The sequence below is a fragment of the Lacticaseibacillus sp. YLM2-1 genome (assembly GCF_056583465.1).
Genome location: NZ_CM152617.1, coordinates 1,715,916 through 1,737,773, shown reverse-complemented (window position 1 = coordinate 1,737,773; position 21,858 = coordinate 1,715,916). Strand labels below are relative to the sequence as shown.

Sequence of the window (21,858 nt, the reverse complement as noted above, 5' to 3'; positions counted from 1 at the left end):
CTCAAAGCTCCTTTTTCTTTTGATCAAAATCCCGAAACGCGCCATCAGTTTTGGATTATTTTGAGGTTTGGAAACACTATTTTAGAACTTTAAATGTCTTTGATTTTGGTTCCCAGACAGCTAGGTGAACCACATTGCCTGCATGCATTTCGATACGGGTGACAGCGGCGTAACCAAGTTTCGAGAAAAAATGATAGCCGATACCGGGGATGGCCGCTTCGACAAGACTGCTTATCGCCGTGCCATGACTACCGACAGCGACGAATGCCGAACTTGGCAGTCCATATAAAAATGAAAGGTAACGTTCTTGAACTTGATGAATAGATTCACCAGGTTTTTCAAAGAATGTTAAATCTTGCCACTGCTGATTAACATAGTCAGAAAAATTTGGCAGCCATGCAGGCATTTTTCGCTCCACCAATAGTTCGTTTTTTTGAACGGGTAAGCCGTGATCATCTGCAATCGGTGTGATCGTATCAACAGCACGTTTGAGTGGGCTTGAAAAAAAGGCCGTGTACGGATATTGATGCAAACTGTCAACCAACTGCTGAGTTTGCCGCCGACCAGCGCTGGTCAGTGGCCGCAAAAAATCATCATGAATCGTGATGTCTGGTTCAGCATGCCTCACTAAGTCAATTGTTGCCATGGTGATTTCTCCATTCATTCATAATTTTGTTGTTAGTATCTTTAGGAACAGGTTTGTTCTCGCCAAATTTAGCACATCCGCCATTTGTTTTCAGCATGTATGATAAACTGGACACATTTACGACACACGTCAAAAGAAAGGGTGACTCGGTGTTTATCGCATTATGGGCTTCATGGCTCGTCTTATTCGTGGTCACAAAGATCCTCGCTGCCGTTTTGTATTTGGTGGTTTTGTTCGCTTACATGAAGCTGCCATGGCGGACCCCGAATCAGCGCGGTTACTGGTTAATTGCCCATCGCGGCCGTGGCCTGTTAGTGATCATGGGCATTGTGATGTTGCTAACTGTTGTTGGTGCTTATGGCATCGCAACTTGGTGGTTTGCTAAAATTGAATTTCAACCTCAAGGTGTGGCTGTTTTCGGCAGTGTTGGCATTGTGTTACTCTCATGGCTGGTTGGCCTACCAAAAAAATTACGCAGGTTTCGTGGCAAAGTGAGTGCCGATCAGAAACGAGATAAAGGGGAAAACGATGATGACTGATGAACCAATTGTTCAAAATCCACAACTTATTCATTTGATTCAGTTATTACGGGCTGATCAGAATGAGGAGACCCAAGCCGCTTTTTACGCTGCTTTAAAGACTGCTAAATTCATGTTGCCTGTTGGGACAACGAGAGATGGTGATCCGACAATCGTCATGATTACGGATGATCAAGGACAGGACTTCTTACCAATTTTTACCGACCAGGCTAATTTCGGTAAAAGCCCAGATCATGATCAATACGCTGTTGCCACCATCAATGACTGTGCCAACTTTTTATACGAAGATCATGATATACAAGGTGTCGCCATCAATCCATACGGCGAAAATATGCTACTATCACGCGCCAACTTGTTTTACGTGGCTAAACCTGATAGTGCTAAAAATGGTGAGGCTGTGCGGATCGGTGAACCGTCGCGTGAAACCGCCACACTAGTTAAGCACTTGCGCGACTACTTGGCGAAGCTGAGAACTGTTCATGCAGCCTATTTGACCACCATGATCCGCGCTGATGATACCCAAAGCCTGTTGCTGGTCGTAGATGCAGATAAAGGAACAGACCTACACGCCGTTGTTGCTTTTGCAGAAGCTTATTTACCAGAAACGACCCAATTCCACGTAAGTCCTAATGACAATGAATTAGGACGCTATGTGAGCGGTGAGTTTGCGCCATTTTATCAGCGGTAAAATCGCTAAAAGCTGAAACTTGACGTCGCCTGAATGTTCCTGTATAGTTATATCCGTTGAGAAAAAGCAGAAGTTCCCGCTTCTCGCCTAAGTCCTTGGACCGCTAGGCTCATTAGTTCGGTATTTAATGAACAGCGGGGTCTTTGTGGCCACGCTGTTTTTGTTTTTTCTCTGAAATTCACACGGAGGTGAACAACCATAGCAAGAGATCTGATAGTCAATGACAGTATTCGCGCACGTGAAGTTCGATTGATCTCCCAGACCGGTGAACAGCTCGGCGTTAAGAGTACGCGTGACGCCTTGGCCATTGCCGAGGATGCAAATTTAGATGTTGTCCTAGTATCGCCTAATGCCAAGCCACCGGTTGCCCGTATTATGGATTACGGGAAATTCCGGTTTGAGCTTCAAAAGAAAGAGCGCGATGCTCGGAAGAAACAAAAGACTGTCACCATCAAGGAGATCCGCCTAAGCCCAACCATCGGTGAAGCAGATTTCAATACTCGACTCAAGAACGCCACCAAGTTCCTTGAAAAAGGTGACAAGGTTAAAGTCAGCGTTCGGTTCCGTGGTCGGGCAATCACGCATAAGGACCTTGGTCGCAAAGTCCTTGAGCAGATGGCGGATGCCGTTAAGGAAATTGCTGCTGTTGAAACGCATCCTAAGATGGACGGCCGCAGCATGTTCTTGATGCTTGCACCGCGTGCCGAGAAGTAGTTTTCGGCAAGATCGTATAAAAAGCGCAAACTGGTGAACTTCACCAGCAACACGCTGATGTTTACAGGAGGAAAAAGTCATGCCAAAATTCAAGACCCACCGTGCTTCCGCAAAGCGTTTTAAGAAAACCGCATCAGGTGCACTGAAGCGCGGTCATGCTTATACGTCTCACCGTTTCCACGGCAAGACCAAGAAACAACGCCGTCAATTGCGTAAGTCAGCATTGGTATCCCACTCAGATATGAAGCGGATCCGCCAGATGCTCAGCCAGATGAAATAATAATCTATCGGATTTGATTTGAGGAGGAATTCTAATGCCACGTGTTAAAGGTGGAACAGTTACTCGTAAGCGTCGTAAGAAGGTACTGAAGCTCGCTAAGGGCTATCGTGGTGCCAAGCATTTGCTGTTTAAGGCAGCTAATGCCCAAGTCATGGTGTCATACCGTTATGCTTTCCGCGATCGTCGCGCTAAGAAGCGTGATTTCCGTCGTCTTTGGATTGCACGGATCAACGCCGCGGCACGCATGAACGATATTTCCTACAGCAAGCTAATGCATGGCTTGAAGGTTGCAAATGTCGACATGAACCGTAAAATGCTCGCTGACCTTGCTGTTAGCGATCCAGATGGCTTCAAGGCTGTGGCTGATACAGCTAAAAAAGCTTTGGCTTAATGCCAATTTAAAAGAGCATGTCACAACTCGCTTTGGCGAGCGGACATGCTCTTTTTGCGTATATAAGTGAAAAACATGGGTTCACATTAAGAAAACCAGCTCACGTGAGCTGGTTTTTTAATGATATTGCCGAACCCCCAACGGCTGATAGTTGGCAATGAACGTACTGATGGCGGTTAGATCATCCGAGAATAACACGTTATCGAACGCATCCTGATCAAAGAAACCTTGGTCAACTGCGGTTTGATACATCTGTTTCAAAGGTTGGTAATACCCATTTTGATCAAACAGGATCGTTGGGCTTGCGTTAAGGCCAATTCGGGAGAAGGAAATTGCTTCGGTGATTTCTTCCAAAGTGCCAGGACCGCCGGGAAGGGCAAGGTCGGCATCTGCCATCTCGATCATTTTGGCTTTTCGCGTTCCCATGTCAGCAACGACTTCTAAATGCGTCAAGGCTGGCATGGCTAAGCCGCGATCAGCGAGCACTTGCGGCATGATGCCGATGACGTCACCGCCATGGTCAAGGGCACTTTGCGCAACTGCGCCCATTAGTCCGAGTTTACCGCCGCCATAAATCAGCGTATCGCCACGTGCCGCAATCCATGCGCCAACTTTGCTTGCTGCCTGTAGAAATGCTGGATCCGCGCCACTATTGGCGCCACAATAAACTGCAATTTTCATGTTGTCCCGCCTTTCGTTCACCCGTTTATCATACGGCGTGAAAACAAGCGGGACAAGGCGTTAACCCAATTTTTGTTTAAAGTTGATTGATGTCTTTACGAACCGGATGGGTGACATGACGATCTTGCATCACAATCAACTTGCCCGGGGCGTGGTGTGTTTCCAACATTTCATGCGCAGCAATGACGCCATCCACGTTAAAAGCAAATGATTGCGCTACACGAACTTGCAGACCCCATTTTTGGGCGACATCAACTAAATAGGCAAAGCCATCATGAACAGAATAGGCCTTCGATGGGTTCAATTGCAGGTGGGTTGTGCCGGGCTTGCTGCTAACATCAACGTCAGCATAAGCGGTCGTCACATATTGACCGCCAGCTTTGACAAGCTTTAGCGAGGCACCGTGGTCTGCAGCGCCCAAAACGGCGTTGACCACAGCATCAGCACGGCTGTCAGGTAAATCATCTGTATAGCTGTAAATCTGATCAGCCCCGAGTTGCTGCAAATAGTCGTGGTGTTGGGCACCTGCAACGGCAGTGACATTTAATTTTTCAAACTTGGCGAGCTGCACCAAGATAGCACCAACACCGCCGCTTGCGCCAATGACTGCCAAAGTTTGGCCAGGCTTAAGTGACAGCATATAGTGCAAAATGTTAAAAGCAGCTAAGCCAACTTGCGGTAGTGCAGCAGCGTCCAAAAAGCTTAAGGCAGTCGGTTTTTTGTAAATTTTTGAAGTTGAGGCGGTGACATACTCGCTGTAACCGCCAATTGGTCGATAATTCAAGACAAGATCACCAATAGCAAAGTCAGTCACCCCTTCACCGAGTTTGGTAATTCGCCCAAGAACATCTGTGCCAGGGACAACTGGGAACTTAACTTTTCGAAAAGCCGCTTGTTCACCACGACGCAGTGAAGCATCGTAGGGATTCAAGCCAAAGCCAAGAACCTGCAATTGTACTTGGCCAGTTTTTGGTTCGGGAATCGGCGCCTCAATGGTTTCAAAAACGCTCGGATCACCATACTGTTCAAAACCAAAACGTTGCATAGTCTTTCACCTCCGTCGCCAATCAGCTAATCGACCACTTTTTGCCAGCCAGCTTTTGGCGTTTGTCAATTCTTCTTCATTCAAATTGTGACTTTGCCCATGACGGAAAATCGTGACATCGGCACCTTGCTCTTCAAGGTACGTATCAAGCACTTTGAAGTTTTGTGCTGGCACAATCGGATCTTGATCGCCATGTGACATCCAGACTTTGACATCGCTAAGATCTTGTTTTGAATCGACTGTCGAAAGTGCCATCGGGTGGAAGAAAATGCCTGTGTGGAATGTATCACTTCGCGTCAATAGCGCCCGTGCAGCAACGTTAGCGCCGTTAGAATAGCCGATCACGATAAATCGCTCATAGTCGATGTCGAATTTCCGGCAAAGGTCATTTAACACTGAAAATAGCCAAGTGGTCTCCTGTTCAAGATCGTTTAAATCAAAGCCGCCATTTTCCGTGTGCTTGAAGTAGCGGTTCATGCCTTGTTCTTGCACGCGACCGCGAATCGACAACATGGGACTATTTGGCGAGAGGTACTTGCCAATTGGCAGTAAGTCATTTTCATCGCCGCCTTGGCCATGCAGTAATAGTAATGGTGAGACAGTTGGATCACCTTTAACAAATGCGTAGTTTACTTTATCTTCTGCCATCGCAACCTCCAATCATTAACGTCCGCGCCAGTCGGTTTTGACTGGGGTTAATTGCTTTTCAATTTCTTCGCGTTTGCTTTCCAAGAATGGTGGCAACTCTAAGTGAATGCCGGCTTCATCATAAGTTTCATCCTGTAAGAAGCCTGGGCCGGTTGTTGCAAGTTCAAACAAAATTTGCGGTGCCGCGCGGAAATACTCGGATTTGAAGTAGAAGCGGTCAACGTAACCTGATTGCGGGAAACGATACTGCTTGATGCGATCAATCCATGTACCTAAGGTTTCTCGATTCTCAGTCGAGAAAGCCGCGTGGTGAATGTTGCCAAAGCCCTCCTCGGCAATCGGCAGATCTTCTCGATGCTCAAGAATCACTTGGGCGCCATGACCGCCTTCGCCAACCTCGTAAAGTGACCAGTTGCCATCTTCAGAAATTTGCTTATAACCCATAATCTCGGTCAGTACATATTGCATATGACCTAAGTTGAAAATGGTAACGGTCACTGGTCCAAGGCCAGTAATCGCGAATTCCTCAGGTACGTCATTGTGTTTCCATGGCGTCCCACCGGCAACCCCATGATCGTTTTCATCGGATACAAGCTGATACTGTTGATCATCTTGATCATGGAAGTTAATAATCTTGGTACCGAATTGATTGCTAATACCTTCATTAGCAACTCCTTTTTCAGCAAACCGCTTGAGCCAATAATCTAACGCTGCATCACTAGGCACACGAAAACTTGCGCGGGAGATCATGTTCGTGCCTTTTTTACCTTTAGGCTGGTTAGGGAAGGTGAAGAATGTCATGTCAGTTCCGGCAGTACCTTGATCATCAGTGAAATAAAAATGGTACGTATCCAACGCTTCTTGGTTAACTGTCTTCTTAATGAGATGCAATCCCAACGTTTTGCTCATGAAGTCAAAAATCGCTTGAGGATCGCTGGCCATGGCTGTGACGTGGTTCATACCTAATAATGTGTGTTCAATCATGGAAATCCACTCCTTTGGTTTTAAAATACGTTTCAATGGCTTGACGTTGTGCCTCGAACTTCGGCGGCAGTCCGAGACCTTCGCCGAGGTGGGCAAGCGGCTCATCTAACGCAAAGCCGGGTTCCGTAGTGGCAAATTCAATCCGGTTATCGGCAGGATCGCGAACATATAGGCTCTTAAACCAGCCGCGATCAGCAAACTCCTCAACTTCATAGCCATGTTGTGCGGCAATTGTCCCCAGTCGCGGCAGTGCTTCTTCATGGTCAACGGTTAACGCAAAATGATCCATGCTTCCGCGGCCAAATCGTTTGATGCTATCAGTGAGGCTAGGCTTAAGGGTCAAGGTGTTACCGGCCTCAAGCTTGAATTGATTATTTTCGGGGGTCACACCCAGCATGGTTTGAAAGAAGGTCTTTTCAGCTTCATGATCGGCCACTGGGAGATCGACATTAATTAATCCGGTAATCTGGTTTTCGCCCGGAACATCGTTTGGCACGACAAGTTGCGTTGGTAACGTTTGATCGGTCACCAACAGTCTGACCGGCGTATCAGCCGGATCAACCAAAGTTAAACTGGTCAGCGTGGCTGTCACCACACAACCTGCCATCCGCAGACGCTGTTCCCAAAATGCCAATGACCCAGTTGGAATGGCAAGATCAATCCCACCCAATTGATTTTGCCCATCGTAGCGATGCCCCAATCGATCAATCGCAAAAAAGGTAACCACACTGCCAGGAGTTCCTTGGTAATCACCGAAAAACAGATGTCGAACATGAACATTCTCCTGATTGACGGTATTTTTGACCAGACGTAAACCTAAAACCTTTGTATAAAACTGAATTGTCGCTGGTGCATCACCGGTCAACAGCGACACATGATGCAAACGGGTCATGACATTGCCTCCTCCTTGATGCACTTACTAAAAATAAGTATAACAGTCTTATTCGCTGAATGCGAGTCGCTGCTATCAACCTAATCGTACCTTGTTTTGACATATAAGGCGATGATTTCGTCTTTAAAAAGATAACGGTTTCATTCAAGCTTGACGCTTGTTTGGAAAAATAGCAATTTTTATAATTGCTGAAGGATTTTGCTGTTGGAAGAAAACAGAGTAGCTTAACTAGCTTCTTTAATTTTAATGGCAAGCAGAGAGCTCGCGGAACCATCCCGGACAAAGGCGTACACCTTTGGATCAATAGGATTGGAGCTCGCCACGCCTGTCAATGAAGCTGACTCGCGCTCGGCACGCTTTTCGGCTATAATATAAGGATATGAAAACCGGAGAGGGGACAAGATTTGTGGCAGTTTTTGAGCCGACTTGGCTGGTAACGAATATTTTCAGTTTGACACCTGCCAGCTTGAAACAACAAGGGATTAAGGCGGTCTTGACGGATCTAGATAATACGTTGATGGCGTGGGATCATCCCGAAGGCACTGAAACACTGACTCGCTGGCTGACGGACTTGCGCAATAGCGGGATTAAAGTGGTGGTCGTCTCGAATAACAATGCAAATCGAATCCACAAGGCAATGGCCAAGCTGGGTGTGGCATATGTTGCTCGTGCTTTGAAGCCGCTTCCTGTGGGTATCACGAAAGCCCGCAAACAATTAGGGCTTAAGCGATCTGAAGTGGTGATGGTTGGCGACCAATTGCTGACCGATATTTGGGCAGGCAATCTTGCTGGTGTGCGAACCGTTTTAACCCAGCCACTTGTTCAAAGTGATGCGTGGAACACCAGAATTAATCGTTACTTTGAAGGTTACGTTTTTAAAGCACTCGCCAAGAAACGGCATTTGGATTATCAGGAGGATATTCATGGATACCACGAACACTGAAACAGAGCGCCGTTGCATAGGCTGCGGCGCTATTTTGCAAACAACTGATCCCAAAAAGCCGGGATACTTGCCAAAAGCCACTTTAAGCAAGGCCGATCCTGATGACGAGATTTATTGCCAGCGCTGTTTTCGGTTGCGGCACTACAACGAAATTGCGCCGGTGACGTTGACGGACGATGATTTTTTACGCTTATTGAATGCCATCGGTGAAAGTAATGCGTTGATTGTCAACGTCATCGATATTTTTGATTTCAATGGCAGTGTCATCCCTGGACTGCATCGTTTTGTGGGTGACAACCCAGTCATTCTTGTCGGGAACAAAGCCGATGTGTTGCCGAAGTCGCTTAACCCGAATCGATTGAAGAATTGGTTACAGCAGCAGGCAAAGGCACAAGGGTTGCGTCCGGTAGCCACGATGCTGGCCAGCGCTAAAAAAGGTTTTGGCGTTGATGAGCTGTTGGATGCCATTGAAAAATATCGTGATCATCGAGACGTTTATGTGGTAGGCGTGACGAATACTGGTAAATCTACTTTGATCAATCGAATTATAAAAGAATTGACTGGCGTTGAGGATTTGATTACCACGTCGCGTTTTCCGGGAACAACGTTGGATCGCATTATGATCCCGCTGGATGATGGCCAATCATTGATTGATACACCAGGGATCATTCATCGGCATCAGATGGCACACTTTGTCGGCCCTAAAGACTTAAAATTAGTCTCACCGACTTCCGTCATCAAGCCAGCAACCTATCAATTGAATGAAGGCCAAACTATTTTTCTTGGCGGTTTAGCGCGATTTGATTACCTTCGCGGAGGTCGCAACAGTTTCGTTATTTACACTGATAATCAGTTGACGTTGCATCGCACCAAGTTAGAAAATGCGGATGATTTCTATCAGAAGCATGTGGGCGGTTTACTGTCACCACCACAGCCGGATGAAGTGCCAGACTTTCCGCCATTGGTTCGGTTTGAATTCACCCCAAAGGAAAAAGCCGACTTAGTTTTCGCCGGGTTAGGCTGGATCACTGTGCCTGCTGGTGTTACGGTTGCCGGCTATGCGCCAAAAGGTGTGGATGTTTTGTTACGGCGTGCGTTCATTTAGAAAAACTATCTTTGGTATCAAAATTAATCATGTCGAAGTAAAACGTATACGGCGGTAAGTATCCATGACCACAACGAGGCACTCAGCCAGTTGTGTTTAAAGAGCTATGCCTGCCGACACGGTTAGAGGAGCGTTATTGATGTTAACAGGGAAACAGAAACGGTATTTACGCAGTTTGGCGATGACCACGAAGCCGTTAATCAATGTTGGTAAGAACGGTTTAGGTGACACGTTTGTGGCTGGGGTGAAAGATGCCCTCGAAGCGCGGGAACTAGTTAAAATCAGTTTACTGCCGGCTGCCGATGATACACCGCAAGAGGTAGCCGATACCTTACAGGCGGCCATTCAAGGTGTGGAGATCGCCCAAATCATTGGTCACACGGTTGTTGTCTATAAGCAGGCTGAAAAGAAAGATCATCGAAAAATTAGCCTGGAAGTTAACGCACGCTAAGAGGATCACTATGGAGAAGACGCAGAGTGTCACATTGACCCAGCCCGTGATCTCCGTTGAAATGCGCGAGCAGATTCTTGGCCAGCATCGGCGAAAACAGATTGGCCTATTTGGTGGGACTTTTAATCCGATTCACAACGGTCATTTAATCATGGCCGAAGCAGCTGGCACGGAGCTGGGATTAGAAAAAGTTTATTTTATGCCCGATAATCAACCACCGCATGTCGACACTAAAACTGCCATTTCAGCGCGGCATCGTGTGAATATGGTGCAACTAGCTATCGCGGACAATCCGCTTTTTGGATTGGAAGGGATTGAAATCCGACGAGGCGGTGTCAGCTACACTTATGAGACGATGTTGGAGCTGCACCGGTTACATCCAGACACCGATTATTATTTCATTATTGGAGCCGATATGGTGGATTATCTGCCAAAGTGGTCGCACATTGACGAACTTGTCAAATTGGTGACATTTGTCGGTGTTAAACGGCGTGGGTATACGCCAGCTAGTCGTTATCCAATTCTGTGGGTGGATGCGCCTTTGATTGATATCAGCTCAACTGATGTGCGTGATCGGGTCGAAAATGGCCGAAGTTTGAAGTATCTGGTACCTGATTCAGTAATTGATTATATTCAAAAAGAGGGATTATATCGTGAGTGAACATCAATATCCGGCAAGTCTGACACATGGCTTAAGTCGTGAGGAAATTTTAAATCGGCTGCACAATCGGCTCGATGAACCGCGTTATGAGCATTGTTTGCGGGTCGAAGCGACTGCCATTGAATTGGCCAAGCGTTTTGATCAAGACGTTGATCGCGCAGGCTTAGCAGGTTTACTGCACGATTATGGTAAAGAGATTCCAGTTGAAACCTATAAACGCGTGATTATTGAAGATGGTTTCGATCCGGACTTGTTGCAATATGGCCGCGGGGTTTGGCATGGTGTTGTCGGCGTTCATTTCATTCAAACAGAGGTCGGCATTACTGATAAGCAAGTATTGACTGCCATTGCGCGGCACACGACAGGTGATCCGGAAATGACCAAGCTTGATGAAATCATTTTTGTTGGTGATTTTATCGAACCGGCGCGATCTTTGCCGGTTGAAGCAAAGGCGCGTAAGGCAGCGGAAACGAACTTGGAAGAAGCTAGTCGAATTGAATTGGAGAATACCTTGACTTATCTCATTGGTGCGCGCAAACTCGTTTTTCCAAAGACACTATTAACTTATAACGCATTTTTAACAAAGGAGTAATTTATGATTGATTCAAAGACGATGTTGGAAGTTGCTGTCAAAGCAGGTGATTCTAAGCGTGCTGAAGACATTGTGGCGCTAGATATGCGCGGTGTCAGTTTATTAGCTGACTACTTTGTCATTATGAGCGGTACTTCAGATCGACAAGTGCAAGCGATTGTCGATGAAATTGAGGATAAAGAAGAAGAAGCCGGCGTTACGATTCGTCGCATTGAAGGCCAAAAGGGATCGAAATGGATGCTGATTGACATGAACGATGTTGTCGTGCACGTCTTCATGCCAGAAGAACGCCAATTCTACAACCTTGAAAAGTTATGGCAGGAAGCGCCGCTGGTTGAAGTAGATCAGTGGGTTGAAGCATGATTTATCAAACGTTTGCCGAAGTTTACGACAAACTGATGGATCAATCACTCTATTCGCAGTGGCGGGATTATGTCACGAAGCGGGTTGCACCAGCTGGTCAGCCTATCTTGGAGTTGGCAGGCGGTTCGGGTTTCTTGGCTGTTCTTTTGGCGCAAGCCGGCTATCAGGTGACCGACTTTGATTTATCGGACGAAATGTTGTCGCTGGCGGCAGAAAAGGCTGAGGAAGCCGATGCCCAACTGACTCTTATTCAAGGCGACATGCGTGATTTGAGTGATTTACCACCGGTTCCGGTCGTGACATGTTTTGACGACTCCATTTGTTATATGGCGAATCTTGAAGAAGTTCAGCAAGTCTTCACTCAGGTAGCGTCTCTGCTGCCGCCGGGCGGAGACTTTCTTTTCGATGCGCACTCGCTATATCAAATGGACCAGATTTTTCCCGGTTATATGTACAATTATCAGACCGATGATTTTGCCTTTTTATGGCACAGTTTCGTCGGTGAGGTGCCGCATAGTGTTGAGCATGATTTAACGTTCTTTCTTTATGATGAGGGCCTAGATGCCTATAAACCGCTTACGGAAACCCATAAAGAACGAACTTATCCGATTAACGACTATCTCGATGCCTTAACCGCAAGTGGGTTTGAAAAAATTGAAGTGACAGCTGATTTTGGCCGTCAGCCAATTCAGGCGGACAGCACACGCTGGTTTTTCCATGCGAAGAAAAAATGAATGACCATGATGATCTTGCAGTTTAGGAGGCGGCCATGCAGACAGTTGGGATGATTGCTGAATTTAATCCATTTCATACGGGTCATGCATATGCCTTGGCACAAGCGCGAAAGCTGGCGCAAGCAGATGTTGTCGTTGTCGTGATGTCTGGTAACTATGTACAACGCGGGGAGCCGGCTATTTTTGATAAATGGGTTCGGGCGCAGGCGGCTTTGCAGCATGGTGCAGACATTGTCGTTGAGTTGCCGGTGACCGGAGCCGTTCAGGCCGCTGACCAGTTTGCTGAAGCCGGTGTGACCGCGTTGGCCGCCATGGGTGTCAACACTCTAGCCTTTGGTACTGAGCATCCTGAAGTTGCTTATGCGGATTTAGCTGAAAAACTGGCGACAGCAGCGTTAACTGGGGATGGATTTCGCGATTATACGCAGACATACGCCACGCAACTCAACGCTGTTTATGCAAAAGCGGCTGGGATCACCCAAACTGATCCTAATTTTATGCTGGGCTTGAGTTATGCCAAGGCTAATTTAGCGTTGAAGAGGCCGATGACATTGTTACCATTTGCGCGTCGTGGGATTGGTCATGATGAAGTAGGCATTCAAGCCAACATCGCCAGCGCCTCGACAGTGCGTGAGTATTTACGTGCTGATCAATCGGTTGCAGCCATCGTGCCTACTGAGCTTGTTGATTTTTATGCTAAGCAACAACAGTATAGTTGGGCACAATTTTTCCCGTGGTTGAAATATCGCCTGCAAACAGCCGAGCTCAATGAACTGCGGCTGGTCGCAACCATGGCAGAAGGGTTAGAGTACCGCTTCACCCAAAAAATTGATGACGCGCAAGACATGACTGCTTTTTTGAAGCAGGTGAAATCGAAACGCTATACCTATGCGCGGTTGCGACGGCTAGCGTTGGCCATTACTTTGAATATGACGGCTACGGCGGTTAATCAGGCACGGCAACACCCGCAGTTGCATGTTTTAGGGTTCACGCCAACTGGGCGGCAGTATCTCAATATTGTCAAGCATGATCTTGACTGGCCCTTGCTCACAAAGGTCAGTGCTGATATGCTTGCACCGGATGGCGTCCTCGCGATGACCCATCGCGCGGATCGATTAATCACAACGATTGGTGGCGTTGAGCAGAACTATGGCCGACGACCACTGATGTGAAGAGCGCGAACTGGCGCGCTTAGTAACCGGAGCATAAGCGGCCTCAGGTGTGATGACCGAACTTGGGTCATTGCGCCTGAGGTCCTTACACGCAGGTTTCTGCACCTAAGAACGCGTTTAAAGGAGGTAAACCACATGTTGAAATGGACCGTTCAGGAGTTAATAAAACACGATCAGGAGCCGTTGCATTTTAGCACCACGTTAGATGTTAAAACGGATTTACAGGATCGCGATCCCGAGGTTCTTGACGTGAGTCCCATTCAGGTAAGCGGCGATATTGTCTATGATCGTGGTGACTTTTTGGTCAGTGTCAACCTAAAGGGTGATTTGGTTGTGCCGTCAACGCGCAGTTTGACGCCGGTCACACTGCCGCAAGATTTTACGTTCAGCGAAATTTATTTAACGGACGCTGGTCATGCTGACCAATATGAGGACGGCGAAATTCTTATGCCGCTCGAAGATGCTGAACTGGATCTGTTGCCAGCGATTGAGGACCATCTGTTGTTGAGCATTCCAATGCAGGTCCTGACACCAGAAGAAGTCGCAAGCGGTGATATGCCCTCAGGCGATGATTGGGAAGTTTTAGCAGAAGAGGATTTTGATAAAGCTGTTAAAAAAGAAAAACAGGCGGACAATCCCTTTACGAAATTAAAGGGAATGTTCCCTGATGACGATCAAGCGTGATCAATAAGGTCTTCAGGCTCACGGTAATGTAATTTGATCCATTGAAAAATGGCACCTTCGTAATTGTATTGCGAGGATGCCATTTTCTTTTGTAGTAGCGAAAACGATTTTTATGAGAAAGCCTTGTTGGGTTCATGACTCAAAAACAGTTGATGAGGGAGCGGGCTCAAAAAGTAAAGCTCGCTGCGGTGAATATAAAAAATGATTTCTGATAATCAGTTACTGAGAAACTTAGACAAATTGCACACTACAAAACTAGGGCGCATCCGGATTGAACACAATCTTTCACTTACTGATCGGGACGTCATTGCATTTTGCAAAGAGAAAATTCTGAATCCTGAAGCAATCATGAATCGAAAGGGTAAAAATTGGTACGTCAAGATTGATCACATCATCGTGACAATTAATGCTAACAGTTTCACCGTGATAACAGGTCACACAGAGGGATAACATTTTAAAATAGTTGAAACAAAGCAGATTCTGTCTGTTTGCCTGAGGCGGCGTCTTCTTTTTCAAAGAAAATAAGCGAAGAAAAATTGACCGCTTCTAACCTAGCTGTTGACTGTTAAACCCAAGCTGTTTCTGCTAACATAAAAGGAGTAAATGACGAAATGAATGAGGAGGTCCATGTTAATGGATAAACCACAAATTGGTGTTGTCGGCATGGCAGTTATGGGCAAGAATCTTGCCCTGAATATTGAAAGCCGCGGCAATACCGTTGCTATCTTCAATCGCACTGGCAGCAAAACAAAGGCGGTTGTTGAAGAGCATCCGGATAAAAAGTTGGTACCAAGTTACAAAATTGAAGATTTTGTCGCATCACTTGAGAAACCACGCCGAATTATCATGATGGTTAAGGCTGGCGCTGGTACAGATGCTGTTATTAAGGAACTACTCCCGTTATTGGATAAAGGCGATGTGCTGATTGATGGCGGTAATACTTTCTTTGAAGATACCATGCGCCGCAGTGCTGAGCTCGACAAGTCAGGCATTAACTTTATCGGCATGGGTGTTTCCGGTGGCGAGTTAGGCGCTTTGCATGGCCCTTCATTGATGCCAGGCGGCCAAAAAGAAGCCTATGACCTGGTCGCACCAATTCTGGAAGCCATCTCCGCTAAGGCTGAAGACGGCGCACCTTGTGTCACGTATATCGGACCAAACGGCGCAGGCCACTATGTCAAGATGGTGCATAATGGCATTGAATACGGCGATATGGAACTGATCGCTGAAAGCTACAACTTAATGCGCAATCTTCTTGGCCTTGATGTCAAAGAAATGGCTGATATTTTCAGTGAATGGAACAAAGGCGAACTGGATTCTTACCTGATTGACATCACTGCTGACATTTTGACTCGCAAGGATGATCTCGGCAGTGACAAACCGATTGTTGACATGATCCTTGATCGTGCCGGCAATAAAGGCACAGGCAAGTGGTCCTCCCAGTCAGCACTTGAATTAGGGGTACCGCAGAGTGTCATTACTGAATCAGTCTACGCTCGTTATATCAGTGCCATGAAACAAGAACGGGTTGAGGCCAGCAAGGTATTGCCGAAGCCGGTTGCCAATGTTTCTGTTGACAAAAAAGAAGCCATTGAAATGATCCGCAAGGCTTTGTACTTCAGTAAGCTCATGTCGTATGCCCAAGGGTTCGAACAATTGCGCTTTGCTTCAGAGAAGTACGATTGGAAGCTGCAATATGGGGACTTGGCCAAGATCTGGCGCGCTGGCTGCATCATCCGCGCTCGTTTCTTGCAAAACATCACTGACGCATATAACAAGAAGCCCGATTTGCAGAACTTATTGCTGGATGACTACTTCTTGAATATCGCCAAGAATTATCAGGAAAGTGTCCGCGACTTAGTTGGTGTTGCTGTCAAGGCTGGTGTACCAGTTCCAGGCTTCTCAGCCGCTATCAGTTATTACGATTCCTACCGTTCAGCCGTCTTGCCTGCTAATCTCACGCAGGCACAACGTGATTACTTCGGTGCGCACACTTACGAACGAACCGATCGCGACGGTAGCTATCATTATTCGTGGTATACCGAAGCTTAAGCTTTTTATTAGATTCAATATGAGCCAATCCGCAGAAAGACGGTATTTCCGTCATGTGGTTGGCTTTTTTTGGTCTAGGAACTAATTATTCGTTACCAGTATGCGGTACATTTGACGGTACATCATTTTTGGTACCGCCGGATTGCGGTAGGATTGTTGTCAGACCAGAATATGAAAAATAGTTTGAATTTTCTGGATTTGGAATTTCTCGCGTGACTTAAAAGTCACAATCAGATATGATGTCTTTGGGGTGATGAAATGGCTACGGATGTTGCTTTTCCTGATAAAGATGTTTTAGTAAACCATATTTACAATAAGCTAGACAACCCGACTCTCCTGAAAGTTCAGAAAAGCCTTTATTTATTGTGGGCGTATTATAGTGCCACATATGGCTCTTTAACTCGTCACGAAAATGAGGACTCAGATATGATGGAATATCCGGCAGAGTTGTTTAAACCTGATTTTGAAGCTTGGCGATATGGACCGGTTGATAGACAGATTTATGCGGAACAAAAACAAGAAAAGTTTTCGGATAAAGGAGAACCTTTCCACCCAACAAATGAGGTTGAAAAGGATATCTTGCTGTTTGTAGATGATTTGCTCGAAGATATCGATGGTATAAATGACTTTGGACTGGTGGAGCGGACGCATCAAGACCACGCTTGGAAAGATGTTTACGAAGAAGGCAAGACAGGTATCAAAATGAATGCAGCTCAGATCAAAGCAGAATATACTTTTCGTTTTGATGAGGAGAGTAAGATTTGAATGTCTAAGCGAAAGAGGTTTCGACCTAAATTAAGAGGTACTATTAGACCGTCCGAAATGCTTGAAATCAAGAAATCCGTGAAAATTAGCTCCCCTAAGAAAGATATTGGACAATCGGTTTACCCAGATGTAAAGATTGTTCATTCAGCTTTGAACAAAGTGGTTGACAAAGACTTACTTTTTATTAATTCGGTGCCTCAAAGTTTTGACAAAATTGATGCTTCAATTCGATCGTGTATGGAAATGATCGGGGATTCTCGTCACTACGAGACGTCCTACACTATTGATCAGTCTAGGGATAACTGGAGAAGAGCAAGAAGCATTATCGATAAAGCAATTGGCATCGAACGAATTCCTTCAGGAGAGGACACCCTGAAGGAATTCGCTATTCTTTCAGATTTTCAAAAAAGTATTCGTGATCGAGGGTCGTTCCGGGTCTTAGCAAATTATATGCCAGCTAATGAGGCCGGACATCCGGTTTTAGTTGTTGATTTCATAGATCCATACCATCTTTTATTTCCGGGAAATGATGGACAACAGATGTTCAAAGCTTTATTTTCAAAATCGTACACAGCCTCACTCAATGATCACTTTTATGACCGTATTGAGAAGTCACTCTTTATTGATTAGTATATCAACTTGATTAAGTACAAGCTTGATTCCAAAACTGTGTGAAGAGTGGTAAAGTCCAGATTCAAAGTTTCCATCCCGTTTACGGTATGAGTCAGCATAAGCTTAATATAAAAAAGGACCAAACTATTACGCATGCAGACGGCTAAGTAGATTGGTTCTTTTTTTATGAGAATTTTTTGACTTGCAAAATGAGAAAAACCATTTGTAGTTTTTTTGATCATCGTCGAGCCCCATCGTTGCGCGGCTGATAGTCAAAATGAGAAAACTGTGCTAAACTGTCGTAGCATATGTTTTTATGAGAAAAAACAAATGGGTTCAGTCTGTGAGTGCGTCAGAGACGAATAAGTATAAGGAGACCATTGATGAGTAAAATATTAATTATTGAAGATGAAAAAAATTTAGCGCGGTTTGTCGAACTGGAATTAAAACATGAGGGCTATGAGACCGAAGTGCATTTTAACGGTCGAACCGGGTTGGAAGCGGCTTTGGCTGAGGACTGGGATGCCATCTTACTTGACTTGATGTTGCCAGAATTAAACGGCCTTGAAGTCTGCCGGCGCGTTCGTCAGGTGAAGAATACACCGATCATTATGATGACCGCGCGGGATTCTGTCATTGATCGCGTCAGTGGCTTGGATCATGGCGCTGATGACTACATTGTGAAGCCATTTGCCATTGAAGAATTACTCGCGCGCTTGCGTGCTTTGTTGCGCCGAATCAGCATTGAAGGCGAAAACAACACTGCTAAGCAGACAACCATCAAATATCGTGATTTAGTGATTGAAAAAGAAAATCGCGTTGTTCGGCGCGGCGACGACATTATTGAATTAACCAAACGTGAGTACGAATTATTGCTGACGCTTATGGAAAATGTCAATGTTGTTTTGGCTCGTGACGTTTTGCTCTCAAAGGTTTGGGGTTACAACTCTGACGTTGAAACGAATGTTGTTGACGTCTATGTCCGTTATATTCGTAATAAAATCGATCGACCGGGTGAACCGAGTTATATTCAAACGGTTCGGGGAACCGGCTATGTTATGCGTTCGTAATGATTCCGAAGAAACAAACGCTTGAGCAAACTAGAAAAAGTCCCCGCATCTCGTTAAAGGTTAAATGGGCCTTAACAGTAGGTGTCGGGATTTTTGTGACCTTTGTGACCTTTTCAATGATCCTTTATGGCGCGATGCGGCAGATTTTAGTGAATCAGGAACGCCGAACCGTGACGGACACCCTTAACACCGTCGTCCAACGACTTTCCCCAGTCAGTGGTGACTTAACGATGGCGCAGGTCGTGCCGCGATTGGAAGGTGCAATGCCGAGTGGGCAAGCCTCTATTCCAGCGCCAAGTGAATCGCAAAATCGTATTTTCTCCGATTCCGTGATTCAAAAACTAGCGCAAGCGGATGTGAGCGTCTCTGTTTTTTCACCTGATCGGACAAATATTTTTCAATCGCGCGATACGCCGATTACATTAGGCAAGGTTCATGGCGTGGAAGTTCAAGAAGCCAACATTGATGATTTTCATGGCTTGGTCGGTACGGCACCGATTTATTCTGCAACTAGTTCGGATTTGATCGGCTATGTGCAGGTAACGGATAAACTGACGGCATTTCATGCGACCATGCATGAGATTACGTTACTCATTATGGGACTGTCATTTGCGGCTATTCTTATTTCTATTCTCATTGGCTATGCTTTGGCGACGCGCTTTCTCAAGCCGATTAAGCTTATTACGAATGCTATTGATGTTGTCAATGAGGAACCACAGAGTACGGTTCGAATACCAGCCTTGAAGCGCAACGACGAGCTTGGCGATTTAGTGCTGGAATTTAATGGTATGTTGGATCGGATTCAACGCTACATTGATCAGCAAGGTGAGTTTGTTCAGGATGTTTCCCACGAATTGCGCACCCCTGTGGCGATTCTCGAAGGGCATTTGCAGCTTTTAAATCGCTGGGGAAAAGATGATCCGGAAGTTTTGGCGGAATCTTTAACGGCCTCATTGCAGGAAGTGACTCGCATGAAGAGTCTGATTCAAGAAATGCTAGATCTTACTCGCGCTGATCAAGTGGATATCCAATTTCCAAATGCGGTTGTTGATGTGCACCAGACTGTGCAACAAGTCGTTGGTGATTTTCGGATGATTCATCCGGAATTCACGTTTACATTAGATGACGACTTGGAACAGAAAACGTTTGTGCGCATGTATCGCAATCATTTGGAACAGGTCATGATTATTTTATTGGACAATGCGGTCAAATATTCCACTGATCGCAAGGAGATTCACGTATCAATGGCTGAAAACAGCGTTTCCGGTGTCGCCGTTGCGGTGCAAGACTTTGGTGAAGGTATTGCCGAAGCGGATCGTCGACGCGTCTTTAATCGTTTTTATCGAGTTGATAAGGCTCGTAGTCGTGAAAAAGGCGGCAACGGACTAGGTTTATCAATCGCGCAACAGTTAGTTGAGAGTTATCACGGTCAAATTGAAGTTGACTCCGCTTTAGGTCATGGATCCATTTTCCGAATTGATTTACCAACCATCACGGAAGCTAAAGCCCAAGCACTGGCTGCACAGGAAACCACTAAGCGCGCAGAAGCAGGCAAAACTGATACACATATCAAGAGTAATCTTTAATCGTTTTATACCTCAGACGAGCTATTTGTCTGAGGTTTTTTGATTTCAAGCGCAGGGTGAGTTCATATGAGCGTGTCATCAAGCAACCCACACTGTATGAGGCGAACAAACAGGGGGACATCAAATACTTTTGGCTTCAGATCTGTCGCGCACAGAAATAGCCCTGATCGCTAATTTTGCGATCAGGGCTATTTCATGACTTGATGATTATTTCCGGGGACGTTGTTGCTTACCAGCGTTACGCCGACGTAATTTGCTATGATCAATGGCGTCTGGATCAGCAGGTTTGCTGCTACCTGTTGTACCAGCTGCACCAGTGGCACCAGCAGTTGCCGTATCCCAGTTATCAAAAGTATGTTCGTCAACAACGATAACCGGTGGATTTTCTTCCATTTCAGCATCCATTCGCTTCCGGATGTTCGGCGTAACAACATAGGTTACGATCGCTTGTTGAATAATCAGAATGATCCCGCCAGCACCGAAGTAGAGGCCTAATCCGGCGTTGTACATCATACAAAAGACAAATGTCATGATCGGATTCAGAAAGGCAGTTGTCTGCATGGCTTTACGCTGTTCTGGCGGTACGCCTTGCAGCATGATCAAGCTGACGACAATGTATGGCAGAGTTGCTAAAATCGTGACAATAAAATTGGAATGCCCCAACTGAATGCCAAAAAAAGTGGCTTCAGAAATTTCTGGGGAGTAAGCGATGGCTTGATACAAACCAGAGAAAATTGGCAGTTGAATCAGCATTGGTAGGCAGCCCATGGAAGGAATCATGCTTGTGCCATTGGCTGAGTATATTTTCCGCATGTAACCGTTCATTGCCATCTGCTGTTCAGGTGTCTTGGCGCGCTTAGTAGCCTCTTGAACGATCTTTAGTTGTGGCTGGATGATCTTCTGCTTCTCTTGATAAGCCGTCATCGTTCGTTGTTGCCGCAGCATCAGTGGCAGGACAATCAGACGAACTAGTAGGGTGATCACGATGATGGCGATTCCATAACTGCTGGCAGTGCCAACCAGACTGGCGATCCACTCCATCAAATGTTGCAGTGGCAGTCCGATCACTTTATAAAAAGTGCCAAAAAACGGATCCGTCGGCGGCTTCATGGTTGTGCCTTTTTTAGTGGTTTGCGCGCATGCTGCTAAAATCAACGGCAGCAAGCTCACCAACCCAAGTGTGACAAATTTTTTCGACTTGTGCATGAATGTTTTCCCTTCAAAATGTAATCGGGTTTAACTATACTGTATGGACTGGTTGGATTCAACCGGTAACTTGAAAACCGCGGAAGTTTGGCACGTCTTCAAGCGGCTGTTCTTCGTAGGTCGACACGTTTGCATATGGGTTTGGACCGGCCTTAACCTTCGCCACAAATTTGGCAAGGTTTAACGGTTCACCTGCAGCCTGAATAAAGACAGAGCCATCAGACCGATTCTCAATCGTGCCGCTAATATCAAGATTGTCGGCGATCATCTTCGTGGCCCAGCGGAAACCGACGCCTTGCACCCGTCCGCGGACGACGATTTGTTTAGCAAGTTTGACCAAAAAGACACTTCCTT

The 21,858-nt window shown here is 46.0% G+C and carries 28 protein-coding genes; 20 read left to right on the top strand and 8 right to left on the bottom strand.

Annotation, left to right across the window (positions count from 1 at the left end; translation table 11 throughout):
- Positions 1-76: 76 nt before the first annotated feature.
- Positions 77-646 carry a histidine phosphatase family protein gene (locus AC07KQ_RS08455; RefSeq protein WP_016387948.1) on the bottom strand — a complete coding sequence of 190 codons (570 nt, stop codon included), beginning with the start codon at positions 644-646 and terminating at the stop codon, positions 77-79.
- A gap of 149 nt (positions 647-795) precedes the next feature.
- On the opposite strand from AC07KQ_RS08455, the gene AC07KQ_RS08450 reads away from it, so the two are divergent.
- The 5 genes from AC07KQ_RS08450 to rplT all read left to right on the top strand — a co-directional run bounded on the left by AC07KQ_RS08450 (position 796) and on the right by rplT (position 3,258).
- Positions 796-1,185: a hypothetical protein gene (locus AC07KQ_RS08450; protein ID WP_003588070.1), complete on the top strand. Its 390-nt coding sequence runs from the start codon at positions 796-798 to the stop codon at positions 1,183-1,185.
- Complete coding sequence (locus AC07KQ_RS08445) at positions 1,178-1,873, top strand: enhanced serine sensitivity protein SseB C-terminal domain-containing protein (RefSeq protein WP_003570512.1); 696 nt, start codon at positions 1,178-1,180, stop codon at positions 1,871-1,873. The genes AC07KQ_RS08450 and AC07KQ_RS08445 overlap by 8 nt, the downstream gene beginning before the upstream one ends.
- A gap of 198 nt (positions 1,874-2,071) precedes the next feature.
- Complete coding sequence (infC, locus tag AC07KQ_RS08440; protein ID WP_014952023.1) at positions 2,072-2,587, top strand: translation initiation factor IF-3; 516 nt, start codon at positions 2,072-2,074, stop codon at positions 2,585-2,587.
- Between the two features lie 79 nt (positions 2,588-2,666).
- Complete coding sequence (gene rpmI / locus AC07KQ_RS08435) at positions 2,667-2,867, top strand: 50S ribosomal protein L35 (RefSeq protein WP_003565872.1); 201 nt, start codon at positions 2,667-2,669, stop codon at positions 2,865-2,867.
- A 34-nt stretch (positions 2,868-2,901) separates the two neighbouring features.
- On the top strand, positions 2,902-3,258 hold the full coding sequence (gene rplT, locus AC07KQ_RS08430) for a 50S ribosomal protein L20 (RefSeq protein WP_003565866.1): 357 nt from the start codon (positions 2,902-2,904) through the stop codon (positions 3,256-3,258).
- A gap of 117 nt (positions 3,259-3,375) precedes the next feature.
- Here the strand turns inward: rplT and AC07KQ_RS08425 are convergent, their stop codons facing one another.
- The 5 genes from AC07KQ_RS08425 to AC07KQ_RS08405 form a co-directional block, all read right to left on the bottom strand.
- On the bottom strand, positions 3,376-3,939 hold the full coding sequence (locus tag AC07KQ_RS08425; protein ID WP_003579557.1) for an LOG family protein: 564 nt from the start codon (positions 3,937-3,939) through the stop codon (positions 3,376-3,378).
- 76 nt (positions 3,940-4,015) lie between these two features.
- A complete protein-coding gene (locus AC07KQ_RS08420; RefSeq protein WP_016387947.1) occupies positions 4,016-4,984 on the bottom strand; it encodes an NADP-dependent oxidoreductase in 969 nt (322 codons plus the stop codon).
- A 6-nt stretch (positions 4,985-4,990) separates the two neighbouring features.
- Positions 4,991-5,632, bottom strand: a complete 642-nt coding sequence (locus AC07KQ_RS08415) for an alpha/beta hydrolase (protein ID WP_003565860.1) — start codon at positions 5,630-5,632, stop codon at positions 4,991-4,993.
- Between the two features lie 15 nt (positions 5,633-5,647).
- Complete coding sequence (locus tag AC07KQ_RS08410; RefSeq protein ID WP_480156539.1) at positions 5,648-6,616, bottom strand: ring-cleaving dioxygenase; 969 nt, start codon at positions 6,614-6,616, stop codon at positions 5,648-5,650.
- Positions 6,609-7,508 carry a VOC family protein gene (locus AC07KQ_RS08405; protein WP_016386611.1) on the bottom strand — a complete coding sequence of 300 codons (900 nt, stop codon included), beginning with the start codon at positions 7,506-7,508 and terminating at the stop codon, positions 6,609-6,611. The genes AC07KQ_RS08410 and AC07KQ_RS08405 overlap by 8 nt, the downstream gene beginning before the upstream one ends.
- Before the next feature lie 406 nt (positions 7,509-7,914).
- On the opposite strand from AC07KQ_RS08405, the gene AC07KQ_RS08400 reads away from it, so the two are divergent.
- The 15 genes from AC07KQ_RS08400 (at position 7,915) to AC07KQ_RS08330 (ending at position 20,298) form a co-directional block, all read left to right on the top strand.
- Entirely contained in the window at positions 7,915-8,451 is a 537-nt protein-coding gene (locus AC07KQ_RS08400; RefSeq protein WP_003565854.1) for a YqeG family HAD IIIA-type phosphatase, read from the top strand.
- Positions 8,432-9,556: a ribosome biogenesis GTPase YqeH gene (gene yqeH / locus AC07KQ_RS08395; RefSeq protein ID WP_003575406.1), complete on the top strand. Its 1,125-nt coding sequence runs from the start codon at positions 8,432-8,434 to the stop codon at positions 9,554-9,556. The genes AC07KQ_RS08400 and yqeH overlap by 20 nt, the downstream gene beginning before the upstream one ends.
- A 139-nt stretch (positions 9,557-9,695) precedes the next feature.
- Positions 9,696-10,007: a ribosome assembly RNA-binding protein YhbY gene (yhbY, locus tag AC07KQ_RS08390; RefSeq protein ID WP_003565850.1), complete on the top strand. Its 312-nt coding sequence runs from the start codon at positions 9,696-9,698 to the stop codon at positions 10,005-10,007.
- A gap of 10 nt (positions 10,008-10,017) precedes the next feature.
- Positions 10,018-10,668, top strand: a complete 651-nt coding sequence (locus AC07KQ_RS08385) for a nicotinate-nucleotide adenylyltransferase (protein WP_003565847.1) — start codon at positions 10,018-10,020, stop codon at positions 10,666-10,668.
- Positions 10,661-11,260 (top strand): bis(5'-nucleosyl)-tetraphosphatase (symmetrical) YqeK, encoded by a 600-nt coding sequence (yqeK, locus tag AC07KQ_RS08380; protein WP_003565845.1) that lies wholly within the window; start codon positions 10,661-10,663, stop codon positions 11,258-11,260. The genes AC07KQ_RS08385 and yqeK overlap by 8 nt, the downstream gene beginning before the upstream one ends.
- Before the next feature lie 3 nt (positions 11,261-11,263).
- Entirely contained in the window at positions 11,264-11,623 is a 360-nt protein-coding gene (gene rsfS / locus AC07KQ_RS08375) for a ribosome silencing factor (RefSeq protein WP_003565844.1), read from the top strand.
- The gene (locus AC07KQ_RS08370; protein ID WP_003575403.1) at positions 11,620-12,357 is read left to right on the top strand and encodes a class I SAM-dependent DNA methyltransferase; all 738 of its coding nucleotides are present in this window, start codon (positions 11,620-11,622) and stop codon (positions 12,355-12,357) included. The genes rsfS and AC07KQ_RS08370 overlap by 4 nt, the downstream gene beginning before the upstream one ends.
- Before the next feature lie 35 nt (positions 12,358-12,392).
- Positions 12,393-13,529 (top strand): nucleotidyltransferase, encoded by a 1,137-nt coding sequence (locus AC07KQ_RS08365; RefSeq protein WP_016387945.1) that lies wholly within the window; start codon positions 12,393-12,395, stop codon positions 13,527-13,529.
- Positions 13,530-13,664: 135 nt separating this feature from the next.
- Positions 13,665-14,213, top strand: coding sequence for a YceD family protein (locus AC07KQ_RS08360; RefSeq protein WP_003575399.1), 549 nt, complete (start codon positions 13,665-13,667; stop codon positions 14,211-14,213).
- 201 nt (positions 14,214-14,414) lie between these two features.
- Positions 14,415-14,663 carry a DUF3781 domain-containing protein gene (locus tag AC07KQ_RS08355; RefSeq protein WP_016387944.1) on the top strand — a complete coding sequence of 83 codons (249 nt, stop codon included), beginning with the start codon at positions 14,415-14,417 and terminating at the stop codon, positions 14,661-14,663.
- A 183-nt stretch (positions 14,664-14,846) separates the two neighbouring features.
- A complete protein-coding gene (gene gndA / locus AC07KQ_RS08350; protein ID WP_011674572.1) occupies positions 14,847-16,265 on the top strand; it encodes an NADP-dependent phosphogluconate dehydrogenase in 1,419 nt (472 codons plus the stop codon).
- 258 nt (positions 16,266-16,523) lie between these two features.
- Positions 16,524-17,030: a Panacea domain-containing protein gene (locus AC07KQ_RS08345; RefSeq protein WP_019911774.1), complete on the top strand. Its 507-nt coding sequence runs from the start codon at positions 16,524-16,526 to the stop codon at positions 17,028-17,030.
- On the top strand, positions 17,031-17,660 hold the full coding sequence (locus tag AC07KQ_RS08340) for a hypothetical protein (RefSeq protein WP_019911775.1): 630 nt from the start codon (positions 17,031-17,033) through the stop codon (positions 17,658-17,660).
- 365 nt (positions 17,661-18,025) lie between these two features.
- A complete protein-coding gene (locus AC07KQ_RS08335) occupies positions 18,026-18,712 on the top strand; it encodes a response regulator transcription factor (protein ID WP_003565833.1) in 687 nt (228 codons plus the stop codon).
- Positions 18,712-20,298 (top strand): HAMP domain-containing sensor histidine kinase, encoded by a 1,587-nt coding sequence (locus tag AC07KQ_RS08330; RefSeq protein WP_003575392.1) that lies wholly within the window; start codon positions 18,712-18,714, stop codon positions 20,296-20,298. Before AC07KQ_RS08335 ends, AC07KQ_RS08330 begins: the two co-directional genes overlap by 1 nt.
- 207 nt (positions 20,299-20,505) lie before the next feature.
- Here the strand turns inward: AC07KQ_RS08330 and yidC are convergent, their stop codons facing one another.
- Positions 20,506-21,504 (bottom strand): membrane protein insertase YidC, encoded by a 999-nt coding sequence (gene yidC / locus AC07KQ_RS08325; protein ID WP_003588061.1) that lies wholly within the window; start codon positions 21,502-21,504, stop codon positions 20,506-20,508.
- A 58-nt stretch (positions 21,505-21,562) separates the two neighbouring features.
- Positions 21,563-21,844 carry an acylphosphatase gene (locus AC07KQ_RS08320; protein ID WP_003564577.1) on the bottom strand — a complete coding sequence of 94 codons (282 nt, stop codon included), beginning with the start codon at positions 21,842-21,844 and terminating at the stop codon, positions 21,563-21,565.
- Between the last annotated feature and the right edge of the window lie 14 nt (positions 21,845-21,858).